The sequence below is a fragment of the Spirillospora sp. NPDC046719 genome (assembly GCF_040645715.1).
Classification (GTDB): domain Bacteria; phylum Actinomycetota; class Actinomycetes; order Streptosporangiales; family Streptosporangiaceae; genus Spirillospora.
Genome location: NZ_JBEYYT010000194.1, coordinates 1 through 16,806, shown reverse-complemented (window position 1 = coordinate 16,806; position 16,806 = coordinate 1). Strand labels below are relative to the sequence as shown.

Here is a 16,806-nt window from a genome sequence, read left to right as displayed (position 1 = left end):
GCCGAGGCCGCCGTCGTGCTGCACCGGGCGGCCGCCGCCACCCGCGCCGGGGCCGTCGCCGCCGCCCGCCCCGGCCAATGGATCTACGTGGAGTCGACGGTCCGGGGCGTCCCCGGTGCAGGCGTGATGTGGGCCCCCGGCGAGGACGCCGACACCCCGCACCCGACCACGAGCTTCCACATCCGCAGCTGGTATCCCGCCACCGGCGGGAAGATCCGCGACTGCAAGCCCGCGGGCGGCCGCCACGGCTGGTGCGCGATCGACCCGGCGATGGTGGTGCGCCAGGTGAACGGGCGCGAGGAGAAACTCGCGCTGTTCCCCGACCAGCACGGCTGGGATCCCGACAACGAGGAGTTCGTCCGTTCGCTGCCCACCGACCCGGCCCTGCTGCGCGCGCGCGTCTACGCGCAGGCCGACGAGAAGTCCTTCCTGCAGAACTTCGACCGGGACCAGGCGGCCGTCGAGACGGTCGCCGATCTGATGCAGGGCCACATCCCGCGCGACCTGCGGGCCGCGCTGTACGACGTCCTCGCCCGCGTCCCGGGCGTCCGCCTGGACAAGGACGCCGTCGACAACGCGGGCCGGCACGGCATCGGTTTCGCCCGTACCGGTCAGGGCGAACGCCTCCAGATCATCGTGGCGCGCGGAAGCTACCGCTACCTCGGCGACCGGCTCACCGCGGTCGGTGACCTGCCCGGTGGCGTCAAGGCGGGCACCCTCCTGCGCTGCAGCGCCCAACTGCGCGTCTCCGTCGTGGACAAGCCGAGGCAACGGCCCGCCTGACCGGGGGAGCCGCAGCGCGATGGTCGGCGACCGGCTCACGTCGCGGGGCAGGCCGGTCAGGCTCCTGCTCTGTGCCGTCAGCCGGACGCGCCGGTGGTGACGATGATCTTGCCGGGGGCCTGCTGGCCGCTCTCCAGGTACCGGTGGGCCTCGACGATCTCCTCAAGCGCGAACACCCTGTCGACGGCCGGGTCCACGGCGCCGGTGCGCAGGCCGGCGAAGAGGAACGCCGCGATGCGCCGCACGGCCGTGGGATCGAGGGTGTGCTCGAAGCTCATGTAGCGGTGGGTGGTGATGGCGTTCGAGGGATAGGGCGCGGGCCGCGGGTCGAGCCATCCGACGGTGACGAGGGTGCCGGTGAAGCGCTTGGCCGCCGCGGCCAGGTCGGCGAGTCCGGGACCCATGACGGAGTCGAGGATGATGTCGGCCCCGGCGCCGCCCGTGAGAAGGGAGGCGGCCTTGGCGAGGTCGTCCTGGTCCGTGGCGATCACGGCGGCGGCGCCCGCCGCAAGGAGTTCGTCCCTCTTCGCGGTGTGCCGGGTCACCGCGATGGGGACGGCGCCGATCTGGTTGGCGATCTGGATGGCCGCGAGGCCGACGGTGCCGGAGGCGGCGGTGATCAGGACGTTGTCACCCGGCTGCATCTTGGCCTTCTCCACGAGCGCGCCGTAGGCGGTGGAGTAGGCGACCCAGAGCGCGGCCGCCTTGGCGGGGGTGAGGCCCGCAGGGCGCTTGACGACCCGCTCGGCCGGAAGCACGGTGTAGTCGGCATAGGTGCCGTTGGACGTCATGTCGGGCACCGCGGTGATCAGGACGGCGTCGCCGACGCCGAGCCCGTCCACGCCGGGGCCCAGGGCGTCGACGATGCCCGTTCCCTCGCAGCCCAGCCGGGCGTGAGGGAGCCGGATCGGCACGGGGGAGGCGCCGGAGCGCGTCAGCTCGTCGAGCCGGTTGACGGCGAACGCCTCGATCCTGAGGCGCACCTCCCCGGGCCCCGGTTCGCCGGCCGGCTCCTCGACGACGCGCAGGACCTCCGGGCCGCCGATCTCATCGAAGACAACGACTCGCGCCATAGGACGACTCTCCTTGAACGGGGCGGGCGTCACCTTCCGCGGTGCCGCCGCTTGCCGGCCCCCCTCCATTCTTTGTACGTTCGTTCTATTAAGTCAACCCGGATCACCAGGAGGCGGCGGTGGCAGGACGGCCCGTGGACCATCAACGACGCGCCGAGTTGCTCGACCGCGTGGTGGACTACACGGTCGAGCACGGGTTCAACGACCTCTCATGGCGCCCCATCGCCGCCGCTCTCGACGTGTCGCCGACCACGCTCGTCCACCGCTTCGGTTCGAAGGACCAGATGCTCCAGGACGTCCTCGGGCGCCTGCGGGAGCGCATCTTCACGGCCGTCGGCGAGGCGGCCGACCACCGGCCCGGACTGGCCGGGGCGGCGAGGGCGGTCTGGGAGCGGACGTCCGACCCGCGGCAGGAGGCGGAGTTCCGGCTGTTCTTCGCCGTCTACGGTCGTGCGCTCCAGGCGCCCCGGCAGTTCTCCGACTTCCTGGACCACGTCGTCGCCGACTGGATGGATTCCCTGTGCGACGCCCAAGGCCCGCACGTCGACCCGTCGACGGCCGCTCGCGAGGCCACCCTCACCATCGCGACGATCCGCGGCCTGCTCCTCGATCTCCTGGCCACCGGGGACCGGGCCAGAGTCCAGGACGCGGCGGAGCACTTCCTCGCGGGACTCCAGCGCAACCCCTAGCAACTCGACATCACCGATCGCGACAAGTGCGCGGACTCAGCCGACGTCGCGCCCTGAAGAGGCAGCGGTCTTCAGGGGAGGAGTCCTAGGCGGCGGGCGGTGACGACGGCCTCCAGGCGGGAGTGGCTGTGGAGCTTGCGCATCGCGCCGCGGAGATACCCCTTCACGGTCTCGACGGCGATGCCGAGATCGGCGGCCACTTCGGGGTTGGTCCAGCCGAGGGCGACGCAGGCGAGGACGTCGGTCTCGCGCGCGGACAGGACCGGCGCGGGGCCGGCGGGGGGCGTCGTGGCGCAGGCTCGGCCGAGTTTGTCGCAGACGGAGTCCAAGCGGTCGCGCAGTCGCTCGTCCGTGAGGGCGTGCCGGAGGAGGCGGAGTTCGGCGTAGCCCTCCCGGATCAGTTCCCATTGCCGTCCGCTCGGTCCTTCGGCGGGAGCGACCGGCTTCCGGGCCTGCGAGGCGTTGAGCTGTTCGGTGAGGCCGTCCAGGCGGCGGGCGATCTCGTCGTGGACGGCGAGGTCCTGTTCGAGGTCGCGCGCGGCGTCGTGGACGGACTGGACGATCCGGTCCCCGAGCGGGACGGCGGACCGGATCGCGCCGTACAGGACGCCGCGGACGGTGCGGCGGACGGTCACGGGCACCGCCACCATCGCCCGCAGGTCCTCGACCTTGATGAAGCGGTCGTAGTCGTGGCTGATGCCCTCGGCGCTCACGTAGTCGTTGAGCGCCATCGGGCGGCGCCTGGCGACGACCTTGCCGCCGAGTCCGAGGCCCACGCGCAGGGCGACGCCGCGCATCGCGCCGCGGTGGTCTCCGCAGAACTCCGACAGCCGGAGCCGCTGGTCCGTGCCGACCGGCCCGCCGAAGGTCAGCGGGAGCCTGGTCGAGTCGCGGAGGCGGGTGAGCGCGCGGTGGAGCTGGACGGTGTCGTCAGGTGCGTTGTGCCCGGTCACGCTCCCTTCCTACGTCATCGAAGGTGGGGCCCGAGTCCGCACGATCAGGTCGTCCGGCTGCCGGACGCCTTCGGTTCGCCGCCGCATGCGGCAGGGCCTCCCTCCGCCGAAGCAGAAGAAAGGAGCGCGTCGTGAGATCGCATCCGCGCCGTTGCGCGTCCATCGTCCTGGGAGCGCTTCTTCTCTTCGCCGCCTTCGGGGCCGAGTCGTCGCATCCCTCGCGTGCGGCAGCGGTCCACGGCCCGCCGGGAACCGCGACCATCGACGCCGCGCCGCCGTTCGCGTCGGCCCCGCCGACGGTGGCACGCCCCGGGCACGGGACCTGGTACGTGAGCGCGGCGGCGGCCGCGGGCGGCGACGGCACGCGGCGGGCGCCGTTCAACTCGCTGCTCCAGGCGCAGGGCTGGTCGGCGCCAGGCGACACCATCGCGATCCTGCCGGCGGGCAGGCCGCTGGACGGCGGCATCACCCTCAAACCAGAGCAGACGCTCATCGGGGAAGGGCCGGCGGTGACCTCGCCCGCCGTGCCCGCCGAGGCGCCGACGATCACCAACACGACGGGCTTCTCCAACGGCGGCAACGCGGTCGTGCTCGCCGACGGCACGACCGTCCGGAACCTCGTGGTCGCGGACGCCTACCGTTCCGGGGTGTACGGGGCGAACGTGACCGGCGTGCGGGTGACCCGCAACGACGTCCACGGCCAGAACACCTCCTGCGGGGTCGGCATCCACATCTTCCCCTTCCGGACCTACGCCAGCACCGGGCTGCCCAACGGCTGGGCCGGCATCATGATCGACAACACCTCCCGCAGCGCGCGCGGCCGCATCGACGGCAACCACGTGCACGACGCCGCCTGCGGTGACGGCATCGACCTCCGCCTGGCCGGAACGGCCCGGCTCGACGCCTCCCTCTCCGGCAACAGGGTCGACGGCCTCAGGGAGGGCACCGCGAGGGGCCTCCGCTCGGTCCTCGCCGTCGGGATCCAGACCGCCGACTCGTCCAGGCTGTCCGCGCGGATCGACGACACCACGGTCACCGGCATCGGCAGCGCCGGCGCCGACCCGGAAGGGCTGTTCGCCAACATCGGGGGCTCCTCCACCGCCGACATCCGCGTCGACCGCTTCAGCGCCGACGGCATCCGCGGCGGCGTCTCCGCCAACGGCGCGGAGTTCGTGCTCATGCAGGAGTCGGCGCACGCGAACGTCAAGGTCACCGACAGTTCGTTCGCGAACGTCACCGGCGACGTGATCGAGGCGCTGACGTTCGGCCGCGGGCAGCGCCTCGTCCTCGACCTCGACGACGTGACGGCCGCGCACGCCGCGCCGCCCTCCGGCGCCGCGTTCGACCGCGGCCTGCAGTGGCCCTTCTACAACACCGCGAGCTGCCTGGTCATCTCGAACACCAGCCCGGAGTTCGAGGACGGCGGCGGCAACACCGTCTCCACGACCGTCACGAACAGCCGCATGACCGACTGCGTCGCCGGGATCGTCGACGCCACCCGCCGCAGCCAGCGGGAGACGGCCCTCACCGTGCGGGGCAGCACCATCACGGGCAACCGGCAGGCGAACCTCTACATCAAGAACTCCGCGCCGGTCACCGCCGCCCAGTCCGCGGCCGACCCCGCGCTCGGCTCACCTACCGCGGGCCGGCTCGGGAGGCTCGCGGTGAAGGTGCGCGACACCGACCTCGGCGGCGCGACCAACGGCCCGGCCGTGTACACCTACCGGGTTCCCGGGACCGTCCGCTCGACCACGATCGACCTCGGGACCCGGGACGACCCTGGCCGCAACGACCTGTCCGGCGGCCACGGCTCCGCCGAACTGACCTCCGTCGCCGTGCGGGCCGACGGGAACTGGTGGGGACGGCCGGACGGCCCGGAGCCCACCGACCTCGTCCTCACCGGCGACGCCTCCGTCACGCACGAGGCTCCCTTGGCCGGGCCGCCTTCGTGAAGCCGCCGCCTCCGCCGTTCACCCGCCACCTATCGATCGACTCCGGAAAGTTGGAATGCGCATGATGCCCATCGGACTGGCTCTGGCTCCACCGGCCCCTGACGTCCCCGACGCGCTGGCCGACCTGCTCGCGAGGGCGCGCGAGGCGGCGGCCGCGGGCATGGCCTCGCTGTGGCTCGGGCAGGTGTACGACATCGACGCGCTGACGGCGTGGGCGGCGATCGGCGCGCGGGTGCCGTCCGTTCTCCTCGGTACCGCGGTCGTGGCCGTCCATTCCCGCCACCCCATCGCCATGTCCAGCCAGGCCAAGACCACCCAGGTGGCGGTGGGCGGACGGCTCTGCCTCGGGCTCGGCGTCGGGCACCGTGCCACCGCGGAGGACCGCTACGGGGTGTCCTACGACCGGCCCGCGCTGCGGATGCGCGAGTACCTCGAAGCCCTCCAGCCGCTGCTGACGCGGGGCGAGGCCGGCTTCCACGGCCGGACCGTGACCGCCGACACCCGGGGATGGCCCGCGGACGTGCCGGGCGCCGGACCGCCGCCGGTGCTCGTCGCGGCCATGGGCCCGGCGATGCTGCGGGCCGCGGGGGAGTTGGCCGGCGGCACCGTCACCTGGCTGGCCGGGCCGCGGACCATCGCCGACCACATCCGTCCCGCCCTGGACAAGGCCGCCGCGGGGCGCCCCGCCCCGGCGTTGGTCGCGAGCCTTCCCGTGTGCCTCACCGATGACGCTGCGGCCGCACGCGATCGGGCGGCCGCGGCGCTCGGCTTCTACGCCGCGGTGCCGGCGTACCGCAACGTCCTCGACAGGGAGGGCGCGGCCTCGCCGGCGGACGTCGCGCTGATCGGAGACGAACGCGTACTCGACCAGAGGCTCGCCCGGCTGGTCGACGCCGGGGTGACGCACCTCGTGGCGAACATGTCGGGGTTCGTGACCGAGGAGGAGCGGATCCGCACGCTGGAGTATCTGGCTTCTCGATCCGCCCCCGCCGACGGGCGCCTGTGAACCGCCGGCGGTGAACGCGTCGTCCCTCGTGGTGACGGGCCGCCGGCTCCCGCACCGCTGATGGAGCGTTCCAGGTCGGCCCCGGAACGATCAGCCGAGCCTGCGGAAGGCGCTGGCGTGGAAGACGAGGGGCGGGACGTCCGCGGCCGCGTCCAGGTCGTGGACGCGGAAGACGACGATGTCGTGGTCGCCTGAGCGGACCTGCTGCTCGATGGCGCAGTCGAACCAGGCGGACGCGCCTTCGACCAGCACGCAGCCGTCGGCGGTGGACCGCCATGCCACACCGGCGAAGCGGTCGCCGGTGCGGGCGCCCAGCCGCCGGCCCACATGCTCCTGGTGGGCGCCCAGCACGCTGATGCCGATGCGCGGCGACTCGCGCAGCAGCGGCCAGGTCGTGGAGGTGCGGGCGACGCACACCGACACCAGCGGCGGATCCAGGGACACCGGGACGAACGAGCTGGCGGCGATGCCGGCCGGTCGTCCGCCGACCAGGGCCGCCACCACCGCCACCCCGGTCGGGTAGGCGCCGTAGACGCGGCGCAGCTCCAAGCCGAGCGTCGTCATCGTGAGGTCCCCTTCGCCGGCGCATTCCCTACTATCCCTACTCGCATAGTGAAGATTGTGACGGTTCGTCGGCTTTCGGTCAACGCCGCGATCGTCCGCGCCGTACGGGTCCGGCGCGCCTCCGCGCTGGTGGGCGCGTGGGTGAGCGGTCAAGGAGTGGCCTTAATCTCTACTAAACAGGTCTGTTTTAGGGTAATCTCCTCGCCGTGTCCCAGGCAGCTGACCTCTACGGTCGGCGGTACCTCGACTTGTGCCGCCTGTTCGGTTCGCGCTGTCGCTGAACCTCCCGGTAATACGGCTCCCAGCCCCGTCCGTGCCGCCGTCCCCACCAGGTGCGCGGCGCGCCGATGACGCGCGCCCGCCGACCCCCTTCTCCGGCCAGCACCGAGAGGTCCCCTCACCATGACCACAGACGAATCGACCCTGCACGAAAAGCGGCCGCCGTCCCCGCGGCCCGCCCCGGCGGCCCCGGCCGGGGAGCTCCGCGCGGACGCCGTGTCCGGCCTCGGCGTCTTCGCCCAGGGCCTGGCCGCCGCCGCGCCCAGCGTCGCGATCGCCGGAGTGCCCGGCTCGCTGTTCCTCGTCGCCGGGAAGGGCGCCTTCTGGGCCGCCATCGTCGGCGGCGTCCTCGCGTACCTCATCGCCGCGGTGATCGCGCTGCAGGCCCGCCGGACGGTGTCGTCCGGATCGCTCGGCACCTACGCCGGGAACGGCCTCGGGCCGGCGGCGGCCTTCGTCACCGGCTGGGCGCTCATCATCGGCTACATCGGGTTCGCCGCCGGCGGCGTGCTCGGCGCCGTCCTGTACTTCAACTCGTTCCTGCAGGAGATCGGCCTGCACACCGACCACCTCGCGGTCAAGGTGCTGCTGCTCGTGCTCGCGTCGGCCGTGGCGTTCCTCATCCCCTACCGCGGGGTGAGCCTGTCGGTGAAGGCGGGCCTCGCCTTCGAGGTCGTCTCGCTGCTGGCGATCTCCGTCATCCTGGTCGCCTCGTACGTCCACTACGGCGCGCACGTCGACTCCGGCCAGTTCGGCCTGGACCACCTCGGCCGCAGCGTCACGCTGATCGCCGCGGTCACCGCCGTCGGCTCGTACGCCGGCTTCGAGAGCGCCGCGTCGCTCGGCCACGAGGCCAGGGACGCTCACCGGAACGTTCCACGCGCGATCCTGCGGCTGGTCATCGGCCTTTCGCTCGTCTACCTGATCGCGACCTACCCCGAGGTGCTCGGCTTCCAGGGGCCGCACAAGCTGGACGCCGACAGCACCCCGCTGCCGGTCGTCGCGCAGAACGCCGGCGTCCACTGGGTGACCTACGTCGTCGACCTGTCGCTCGGCACCGCGATGATCGTGTTCTCCTCGGCGGTCATCAACTCGGGCGCGCGCAGCCTGTTCACCCTCGCGCGCGAGCGGGCGCTGCCGAGCGCGCTCGGGCGCGTGCACGCCGGCTTCCGCACGCCGCACGTCGCGATCGCGTTCGTGAGCCTCGTCGGCTTCGCGGTCGGCCTGATCGGCACCGTCAGCGACGTCGGCCGGTTCAAGTGGGACGTCTACGTCAGCATCGTGTCCAGCTACTCCTACCTCTTCGCCTACCTGCTGGTGGCGATCGCCACCCCGCTGTGGCTGCGCGGCATCAGGTCGCTGACGCCCGCCGGCCTGGCGGTGTCGATCCTCGCCGTCCTCGGCATCGGATACGTCATCTACAAGAACCTGGTCCCGGTTCCCGAGGGCGCCTACCGGTACCTGCCGTACGTGTTCCTGCTGCTGATCGCCGCCGGTCTCGCCCGCTACCTGTGGCTGCGCGCCCGGCGGCCGGACGTCGCCGCGCGGGTGGGATCGATCCAGACGCTGTCGGAGGCCGAGCAGGAGCGCCTCGCCTCCCTCGGCATCCTCGACGCCGCCCGCGCCGGGAGGCGCACCCGGCGCGCGCCGGAGTGACCGGCGCCCACCATCCGCCCACCGAGAACGAGGGATCAGACCGTGCCCATCCACCTGCACTGGTACCTGCCGACGAACGGCGACAACCGCGACATCGTCGGCTCCGGCGACGGCTCGCAGAAGACGCTGTCCGCCGTCCGGTCCGGCTTCCGCCCGCCGACCGTCGAGTACCTCGGCGGCATCGCCCGCGCCGCCGAGCAGCTCGGCTTCGAGGCGGTCCTCACCCCGACCGGGACGTGGTGCGAGGACGCCTGGATCACGACCGCCGCGCTGTCGGGGGTGACGAGCCGGCTGAAGTTCCTGGTCGCGTTCCGGCCCGGGCTGGTCTCGCCGACGCTCGCCGCGCACCAGGCCGCGACGTTCCAGCGGATGTCGGGCGGACGCCTGCTGATCAACATCGTCACCGGCGGCGACTCGGTGGAGCAGCGGCGCTTCGGCGACCACCTCGACCACGACCGGCGCTACGAGCGGACGGAGGAGTTCCTGCGGGTCTTCCGCGGCGTCGCCGACGCCGCGGAGCCGTTCGACTTCCGCGGCGAGCACTACGACGTCGAGGGGGCGGCGATCCCGTTCGCGCCGTACGCGCCGCCGCCCGTCTTCTTCGGCGGCGCGAGCCCGGCGGCGGAGCGGGTCGCGGCGCGGACCGTCGACACCTACCTGGCGTGGGGCGAGACGCCGCCGCAGATCGCCGAACGCCTGAAGCGGATGCGCGGGCTGGCCGAGGAGGCGGGCCGCACGCTGTCGTTCGGGATCCGCTTCCACGTGCTCGGCCGCGACACCTCGGCCGAGGCGTGGGCGGAGGCCGACCGGCTGCTCGACCGGATCGACGAGTCCCGCGTCCGCGCGACGCAGGAGGCGCTCGCGGCCAGCGAGTCCGTCGGGCAGCGCCGGATGCTCGCGCTGCACGGCGGCGACCGGCGGAACCTGGAGGTGTATCCGAACATCTGGGCCGGCTACGGCCTCGTCCGCGGGGGAGCGGGCACCGCGATCGTCGGCAGCCACCAGGAGGTCGCCGACCGGATCGAGGAGTACCACGACCTCGGCATCGACCACTTCATCCTCTCCGGGCAACCGCACCTGGAGGAGGCCTACCACTTCGCCGAGGGCGCCGCCGCCGAGCTGCGGAGCCGCGGACTCGTCGCGCCCGCCGCCGGCGCGCCTGCGGCGCGCCCCTGACATGGGCCCCACCACTTCACACCCCGAAAGGACAGACATGACCGCAGGACCCGCTGTCGACATCGCCTACTACGCCGGTGTCACCGATGAGGAGTTCGCCACCTGGACCTCGGTGGCCGAACGCGTCGCCGCGGAGCTCGCCGAGACCGCGCTCGCCCGGGACCGGGCCAACCAGAACCCCGTGGCGGAGCTGCGCCTGCTCCGCGAGGCCGGCCTGCTCGGCTTTGCGGCGCCCCGCGAGCTCGGCGGGGGAGGCGGCAGCCTGACGCAGGCGCTCAAGCTGTCGCGGATCGTCTCCGCGGCGGACGGCTCGATCGGGCAGCTGCTGACCTACCACTACTCCAACGGCGTCTGGACGCACATCCTCGGCACGCCCGAGCAGCGGGAGCGCATCGCCCGGGGCGTCGGCACCGAGGGCTGGTTCCAGGGCAGCGTGAGCAACCCGCGCGACCCCGGCGTCACCGTGGAGCGCGACGGCGACGGCTACCGGATCACCGGCCGGCGGACGTTCGCGACCGGCGTCGCCGTCGCCGACCTGATCACCGTGCTGCTCTACGGCGACGAGCCGGTGAACGTCGTCATCCCGCCCGACCGTCCGGGCCTCTCCTTCGGCGACGACTGGGACAACCTCGGCCAGCGGCTGACCGCGAGCGGGAGCGTCACCTTCGACGGGGTCGTCGCGCACGCCGACGAGGTGCTCGCCGGGCTCGGCGACGGCGCGGCCGACCGGCGGCGCGACGGCCTGCGCGGCCTGTTCAGCCAGCTGATCTTCGCCCACCTGTACGCCGGCATCGCCGACGGGGCGCTCACGGCGGCGGCGCGGTACGTGCGGGAGAAGGGACGGCCGTGGCCGGAGGCCGCCAGCCGGGACGTCACCGAGGACCCCTACCACCTGCAGCTGCTCGGCCGGCTGTCGGCGTCGCTCGCCGCCGCGACCGCTCTCGCCGACGCGGCGAGCGAGGAGTTCGAGGCCGCGCTCGCGCTCGGCGCGGACCTGACCGAGGAGCGGTGGGGGCGGCTGGCGATCCTCATCGACCAGGCCAAGGCCGTCACGACCGAGACGGTCCTGGACGTCACCCACAACATCTTCCAGGCGACCGGCGCGCGCTCCACGGCGAACGCGGTCGGGCTCGACATCTACTGGCGCAACGCCCGCACGCACACCACACACGACCCGCTGCCGTACCGGCAGCGCGAGATCGGCCGCCACGTCCTGACCGGCGAGCTGCCGCGGCCCCGGCAGTTCGCCGACCTCGCCAAGGCGGCGGACGTCACGCAGGGCGCGGCGGCGGACACCGCGACCGGCACGACCGCCGCGACCGGCCCGGAAGCCGCGGCGCGATGAGCGTCGAGTTCCGCACGCTGACGGCGCCCGACGAGGTCAACGCGGCGTTCCGGGTCTTCCTGCGGGCCATGGTCGGCCTGCCCTTCCGGGACGTCGACGCGACGGAGATCACGGAGGCGGGCCGCTACCTCGGCGCCCTCGACGGGGGCGAGGTGGTGGCCGGCGCCGACTCCTACACCAGCCGGCTCGTCGTCCCGGGCGGCGCCCGCGTTCCGCACGCGGCGGTGACCCATGTCGGCGTGCTGCCGACGCACCGGCGCCGCGGCATCGTCAGCCGGCTCATGGAGCGGCAGCTGCGCGACGCCGCCGGCCGGGGCGAGGCCGTCGCCACGCTGCGCGCGTCCGAGGCGGTCATCTACGAACGCTTCGGGTACGGCGTGGCGTCGTCGGCGCAGCCGGCGCGCGTGACCCTGGACCGGGCGCGGCTGCGTCCGGAGGTCCCGGCGGGCGGGAAGGTCCGGCTCGCCGACGGGGCGGCCACCGTCGAACTGCTGGCCGGCGTCTACGAGCGGGCCGCGTGGACCGGCGCGATCGACCGGCCGGACGGCTGGTGGAGGCTGCAGCACCGGCTCCGCGAGTCCGACGCGGTGGCGCACTACGTCGCCGTCCACAGCACGGGCGGCGTGGACGACGGGTACGCGATCTACCATCCGCTGGACACGGCGGGCTGGTTCACCAGCTCCGAGCGGGTGGTGGCCGTCACCGACTTCGTCGCGCTCAACGACGACGCGCGCGCAGGGCTGTGGCGCCACCTGTTCTCGCTGGACCTGATCGACGTCGTCGCGTTCGACTCCCTGGCCCTGGACGACCCGCTGCCGCTGGCCGTCACCGACCGGCGCTCGGTCGCGCTGGGCCCGCCCCGCGACGAGACCTGGCTGCGGCTGGTCGACGTCGAGGCGGCGCTGCGGGCGCGCGCGTTCGGCGGCGAGGACCCCGTGGTGCTCCAGGTGAGCGACCCGCTGCTGCCCGGCAACGACGGCGCCTACGAGATCGGGCCCAAGGGGGTGCGGCGCACGTCCGCGCCCGCGGACCTCGGCGCCGGCGTCGCGACGCTGGCGGCCGCCTACCTGGGCGGGACGCGCTGGCGGCACCTGGCGGCGACCGGGCGGGTGGCCGTCCACGACCCCGGCGCCGTCCGGCGGATCGACGCGCTCTTCGCGGTCGACGCGCTGCCGTTCTCGGGCACGGTCTTCTGATGCCCGGACGCCACGGCGCGCGCGCCGCCCTCCCCGTCCCGAGGCTCGTGAAAGGCGGTGACCTGCCGTGACCCGGCCCGACCCGTTCATCCTGTCGGCGTTCACCATGTCGACCGTGTCGCACGGCAACACCGGACTCTGGCGGCACCCGGACGACCGGACCGCCGGCTACACCGAGCTGTCCTACTGGGTCGACCTCGCCCGGCGCCTGGAGGCCGGCGGGTTCGACCTGCTGTTCATCGCCGACGCGGTGGGGCAGCTCGACGTCTACGGGGGCAGCGCCCGCGAGGCGCTCGCCCGGGCCGTGCAGACCCCGGTGACCGACCCGCTGCTCGTGGTCTCGGCCATGGCGGCCGCGACCGAGCGCCTCGGGTTCGGCGTCACGGTGTCGACGACCTACGAGCACCCGTACCTGCTCGCCCGCAAGTTCAGCACGCTCGACCACCTGACGGGCGGGCGGATCGGCTGGAACATCGTCACGTCCCTGCTGGACAGCGCGGCGCGCAACATCATCGCCCGCGAACGCCAGATCGGCCACGACGAGCGGTACGCGATCGCCCAGGAGTTCCTGGAGGTCGTGTACAAGCTCTGGGAGGGGTCCTGGGAGGACGGCGCGGTCCTGCGTGACCGCGACAGTGGTGTCTTCACCGACCCCGACCGGGTCCACGGCATCGGTCACGCCGGGCGGTACTTCTCCGTCCCCGGCGCCCATCTGGTCGAACCGTCACCGCAGCGGACGCCGCTGCTGCTGCAGGCGGGGACGTCGGCTGCGGGCCGCGCGTTCGCGGCGCGCAACGCCGAGCTCGTGTTCGCCGCCGACCCCCGGCCCGAGGCGCTGCGCCGCAACATCGACGACATCCGGCGCCGCGCGGTGGAACTCGGGCGCAGGCCCGAGCACATCAAGTTCATCACCTCGGTCACCGTGGTCGTGGACGAGAACGACCGGGCCGCCGAGGCCAAGGCCCGCGACCTGCGCCGGTTCCGCGACACGCGCGGCGGCCTGGTGCTGCTGTCGGCGCTCAGCGGCGTTGACTGGTCCGGGCACGACCTCGACCGGCCGATCGGCGAGTTCGACACCGACGCCAGCCGCTCGGTGCTGGCCTCCGTCGCGGACCCCGCCGTCCGCGAGCGGCTCACGCTGCGCGACTACGTCGACGGGCTGGGCGGGTTCGGCGGGGACGCGCTGGTGGGGGGACCGTCCACCGTCGCCGACGCGCTGGAGGACTACGCGGCGAGGACGGGCGTCGACGGGTTCAACTTCGCCTACCTGGTGACCCCGGGCAGCTTCGACGACATCGCCGAGCACCTCGTCCCGGAACTGGACCGGCGGGGCCGGGTGCGGGAGCGCGGCGCGCCGCGTCCCGTTCGCGACGCGCTGTTCGGCACGGGCCCGCGGCTTCCCGACGACCATCCGGGCACCGCCTTCCGCCATCGCGCCCTTCGACCGGCCTCTACTCGATAAAAACGGTAGGAAAAATGAAGAATTTGCCCACACCCCCTCGGCGCGCCGCGTTCGCGTGGACCGCCGCGCTCGCCGTATCGGCCCTCCTCCTGTCCGCGTGCGGCGGGTCGGGGAGCGGCGCCGCGGCGGGCTCCCGGCCCCGCGACGGCGGCACCCTCGTCGTCGGCCAGTACCAGGAGGTGACGCAGTTCGACCCGAACCGCCAGTACTCCTGGGAGACCTGGCGCATCGACCGCAACATCTACGAGACGCTCGTCGACGAGGACCTGTCCTCGCCCACCGGCGTGCCGAAGATCGTGCCCAGGCTGGCGACGTCGTGGAAGGTGAGCGACGACGCCAGGACCTACACGTTCACCCTGCGGCAGGGCGTGAAGTTCAGCGACGGGACACCGTTCGACGCCGAGGCCGTGCGGTTCAACGTCCGCCGCTTCTCCGACCCCGCGTTCAAGTACTACGACAAGGTCAGCGCCGCCACCATGTCGCTGGTCTACGGCGACCTCGCGTCGGTCGAGGCCGTCGACGACCACACGGTGCGGTACTCCTTCAAGCACCCCTTCCTGGACTTCCTCCGGCAGATCCCGAACAGCGGCAACGCGGCGTCCGGCATCTTCAGCCCGGCCGCCCTGGAGAAGTACGGCCAGGACGGGCTCGCCGACCACCCGGTGGGCACCGGGCCGTTCACCTTCCAGGAGCGGGTCCGCGGCGACCACACCACCCTGGTGCGCAACACCGGCTACTGGGGCGCCCGGCCCCACCTCGACAAGGTGGTCTTCAAGCCCGTCGGCGACGACCAGAGCCGGGTCGCCGCACTGCGCAGCGGCGCCGTCGACCTCATCAGCCGCGTCCCGCCGGACTCGGTGGCGTCGCTGGAGAAGGCCGGCTTCACCGTCCCGGAGAACAAGAACGTCCCGCAGATCATCTACTACAGCTACAACTTCCAGAACCCCTACCTGCGGGACAAGCGCGTCCGGCAGGCCATCGCCCAGGCCGTCGACCGCAGGCAGCTCGCCGCCAAGATCTACAAGGGCTACGCCGAGGCGGCGACCTCGATCATCAACCAGGGCAACGAGGCCTACGACCCCTCCGCCGTCGATTACCCCTACGACCCGGCGGCCGCGAAGAAGCTCATCGCCGACGCCGGCTACCGGCCCGGCCAGGTCAAGTTCACGATCCTGAGCGACACGACCGGGCAGCCCACGGCCGAGTTCATCCAGCAGAGCCTCAAGGCCGTCGGCATCGACGCGAAGGTCGAGTCCTTCGAGTGGATCACCTACGGGACCCGCACCGCCAACCTCACCCCGACCGACGGGATGTACCTGGGGGAGTGGGGCTACGTCGCGGCGAACTGGGTGCGGATCGCGCACGACCACAGCGTGGTCGCCCACGACGGCGACAAGTACTCCGACACCAGCGACGCGACGAACAAGGCGATCGAGGCGGCCGCGCACAACGCCGACCCGGCCAAGGCCGCAGGACTGTGGCAGGACGCCGCGCAGGCGTGGGCGAAGGACGCCACGATCCTCCCGCTGCTGTCGTTCAACCGCTACTACGCCGTCTCGTCCCGCGTCGGCGGGTTCGTCTGGCCGCAGCAGGACCACTACGACCTGTCCAGGATCTGGGTGGCGAGCTGACGATGGCGCGTCGGATCCTGTGGCGGCTGGCGAACGTCGTCCCGCTGCTCTTCGTCATCAGCCTCCTGGTGTTCTTCATCTCGCAGGCGGGCCCGGCCGATCCCGTCCGCGGCGCGCTCAGCCAGAAGATGTCGCCCGCGCAGATCGAGCAGATCCGGCAGGCGTACGGGCTGGACCGGCCCGCATGGGCGCAGTACCTGAGCTGGCTGAAGGACATGGTCGCGCACGGCGGCGGCGTCTCGCTCAGCCTGCGCAGCCCCGTCTCCGGGATCGTGTTCCCGGCCTTCCGCAACACCCTCCTGCTCGTCGCCGGCGCCACGCTGCTGACGGTCGTGCTCGGGGTCGCGATCGGCTTCGTGGCGGGGATCCGGCACGGCCGGCTCGCCGACCGGGTCACGATGCTGTTCGTGCAGATCGGCAGCAACCTGCCCATCTACTGGCTCGGTCTGATCATCATCTACCTGACCGCGGTGCAGCGGCGGTGGCTGCCCGCCGGCGGCATGCACGACCTGCGCGGCGACGGCGGCTTCGGCGACCTGCTGCTGCACCTGGTCGCCCCCGCGTTCGCCGCGTCGCTGGTGTCGACGCTGATCATCGCGCGGTTCGTCCGGGCGGCGGTCATCGAGAGCGAGCGGTCGGACTACGTCCGCACCTACCGGTCCCAGGGGTTCGGCCGCGCCGCGATCCTCGGCAAGCACGTCGGCCGCAACGTCCTGCCGCCGATCGTGAACATCACCGGGCTCACCGTCGGCTCGGTGATCACCGGGGTGGTCTTCGTCGAGACGATCTTCTCCTGGCCGGGCATCGGCAGCGTCCTGCTCAACGCCATCGCCGCGTCGGACTACCCGGTGATCCAGTCGGGCGTGCTGCTGGTCGCGGTGACGTTCGTGCTCGTCAACCTCGCCACCGACGTCGCGCTCGACCTGCTGAACCCGCGGCTGAGGCACGGTGCCGCATGAGCGCGCCCACCGTCTCCACCGCCGGCGCCGAAGGGACGGCGCCGCCGCGGCCGCGGCGCTCCGCCCTCGCGCGGTTCGCGCG

General features: G+C 72.9%; 14 protein-coding genes. 11 read left to right on the top strand and 3 right to left on the bottom strand.

Features of this window, described 5'->3' with window-relative positions; all coding sequences use genetic code 11:
• Positions 1-783 (top strand): CU044_5270 family protein (locus ABZ914_RS28770; RefSeq protein ID WP_500197004.1); only part of this gene is annotated, 783 nt, incomplete at its 5' end.
• 77 nt (positions 784-860) lie between these two features.
• Here ABZ914_RS28770 and ABZ914_RS28765 read toward each other — a convergent pair.
• Positions 861-1,856 carry a zinc-dependent alcohol dehydrogenase family protein gene (locus ABZ914_RS28765; protein ID WP_500197003.1) on the bottom strand — a complete coding sequence of 332 codons (996 nt, stop codon included), beginning with the start codon at positions 1,854-1,856 and terminating at the stop codon, positions 861-863.
• A 134-nt stretch (positions 1,857-1,990) separates the two neighbouring features.
• Here ABZ914_RS28765 and ABZ914_RS28760 point away from each other — a divergent pair, with 134 nt between their 5' ends.
• A complete protein-coding gene (locus ABZ914_RS28760) occupies positions 1,991-2,545 on the top strand; it encodes a TetR/AcrR family transcriptional regulator (RefSeq protein ID WP_500197001.1) in 555 nt (184 codons plus the stop codon).
• Positions 2,546-2,616: 71 nt separating this feature from the next.
• On the opposite strand, the gene ABZ914_RS28755 is transcribed toward ABZ914_RS28760, so the two are convergent.
• Complete coding sequence (locus tag ABZ914_RS28755) at positions 2,617-3,498, bottom strand: helix-turn-helix transcriptional regulator (RefSeq protein ID WP_500197000.1); 882 nt, start codon at positions 3,496-3,498, stop codon at positions 2,617-2,619.
• A 131-nt stretch (positions 3,499-3,629) separates the two neighbouring features.
• Here ABZ914_RS28755 and ABZ914_RS28750 point away from each other — a divergent pair, with 131 nt between their 5' ends.
• Both ABZ914_RS28750 and ABZ914_RS28745 read left to right on the top strand, forming a co-directional pair.
• Positions 3,630-5,450 carry a right-handed parallel beta-helix repeat-containing protein gene (locus tag ABZ914_RS28750; RefSeq protein WP_500196999.1) on the top strand — a complete coding sequence of 607 codons (1,821 nt, stop codon included), beginning with the start codon at positions 3,630-3,632 and terminating at the stop codon, positions 5,448-5,450.
• A 61-nt stretch (positions 5,451-5,511) separates the two neighbouring features.
• Positions 5,512-6,456 carry a TIGR03564 family F420-dependent LLM class oxidoreductase gene (locus ABZ914_RS28745; RefSeq protein ID WP_500196998.1) on the top strand — a complete coding sequence of 315 codons (945 nt, stop codon included), beginning with the start codon at positions 5,512-5,514 and terminating at the stop codon, positions 6,454-6,456.
• Between the two features lie 90 nt (positions 6,457-6,546).
• Here the strand turns inward: ABZ914_RS28745 and ABZ914_RS28740 are convergent, their stop codons facing one another.
• Complete coding sequence (locus ABZ914_RS28740) at positions 6,547-7,020, bottom strand: flavin reductase family protein (RefSeq protein ID WP_500196997.1); 474 nt, start codon at positions 7,018-7,020, stop codon at positions 6,547-6,549.
• A gap of 402 nt (positions 7,021-7,422) precedes the next feature.
• On the opposite strand from ABZ914_RS28740, the gene ABZ914_RS28735 reads away from it, so the two are divergent.
• From ABZ914_RS28735 to ABZ914_RS28705, 7 genes are all read left to right on the top strand, one after another.
• On the top strand, positions 7,423-8,955 hold the full coding sequence (locus ABZ914_RS28735) for an APC family permease (RefSeq protein WP_500196996.1): 1,533 nt from the start codon (positions 7,423-7,425) through the stop codon (positions 8,953-8,955).
• Between the two features lie 42 nt (positions 8,956-8,997).
• Complete coding sequence (locus ABZ914_RS28730; protein WP_500196994.1) at positions 8,998-10,131, top strand: LLM class flavin-dependent oxidoreductase; 1,134 nt, start codon at positions 8,998-9,000, stop codon at positions 10,129-10,131.
• Positions 10,132-10,168: 37 nt separating this feature from the next.
• Positions 10,169-11,476: an acyl-CoA dehydrogenase family protein gene (locus tag ABZ914_RS28725; RefSeq protein WP_500196993.1), complete on the top strand. Its 1,308-nt coding sequence runs from the start codon at positions 10,169-10,171 to the stop codon at positions 11,474-11,476.
• Complete coding sequence (locus ABZ914_RS28720) at positions 11,473-12,672, top strand: GNAT family N-acetyltransferase (protein ID WP_500196991.1); 1,200 nt, start codon at positions 11,473-11,475, stop codon at positions 12,670-12,672. Before ABZ914_RS28725 ends, ABZ914_RS28720 begins: the two co-directional genes overlap by 4 nt.
• A 67-nt stretch (positions 12,673-12,739) precedes the next feature.
• Positions 12,740-14,134: an LLM class flavin-dependent oxidoreductase gene (locus tag ABZ914_RS28715; protein ID WP_500196989.1), complete on the top strand. Its 1,395-nt coding sequence runs from the start codon at positions 12,740-12,742 to the stop codon at positions 14,132-14,134.
• A 23-nt stretch (positions 14,135-14,157) separates the two neighbouring features.
• Positions 14,158-15,765: an ABC transporter substrate-binding protein gene (locus ABZ914_RS28710; RefSeq protein WP_500196988.1), complete on the top strand. Its 1,608-nt coding sequence runs from the start codon at positions 14,158-14,160 to the stop codon at positions 15,763-15,765.
• Between the two features lie 2 nt (positions 15,766-15,767).
• The gene (locus ABZ914_RS28705; RefSeq protein WP_500196987.1) at positions 15,768-16,724 is read left to right on the top strand and encodes an ABC transporter permease; all 957 of its coding nucleotides are present in this window, start codon (positions 15,768-15,770) and stop codon (positions 16,722-16,724) included.
• Positions 16,725-16,806: the final 82 nt, after the last annotated feature.

Coding starts and splice junctions, on each gene's coding strand:
- ABZ914_RS28735 (WP_500196996.1), top strand. CDS start 7,423: ATGACCACAGACGAATCGACCCTGCACGAAAAGCGGCCGCCGTCCCCG.
- ABZ914_RS28705 (WP_500196987.1), top strand. CDS start 15,768: ATGGCGCGTCGGATCCTGTGGCGGCTGGCGAACGTCGTCCCGCTGCTC.
- ABZ914_RS28720 (WP_500196991.1), top strand. CDS start 11,473: ATGAGCGTCGAGTTCCGCACGCTGACGGCGCCCGACGAGGTCAACGCG.
- ABZ914_RS28765 (WP_500197003.1), bottom strand. CDS start 1,856: ATGGCGCGAGTCGTTGTCTTCGATGAGATCGGCGGCCCGGAGGTCCTG.
- ABZ914_RS28725 (WP_500196993.1), top strand. CDS start 10,169: ATGACCGCAGGACCCGCTGTCGACATCGCCTACTACGCCGGTGTCACC.
- ABZ914_RS28745 (WP_500196998.1), top strand. CDS start 5,512: ATGATGCCCATCGGACTGGCTCTGGCTCCACCGGCCCCTGACGTCCCC.
- ABZ914_RS28740 (WP_500196997.1), bottom strand. CDS start 7,020: ATGACGACGCTCGGCTTGGAGCTGCGCCGCGTCTACGGCGCCTACCCG.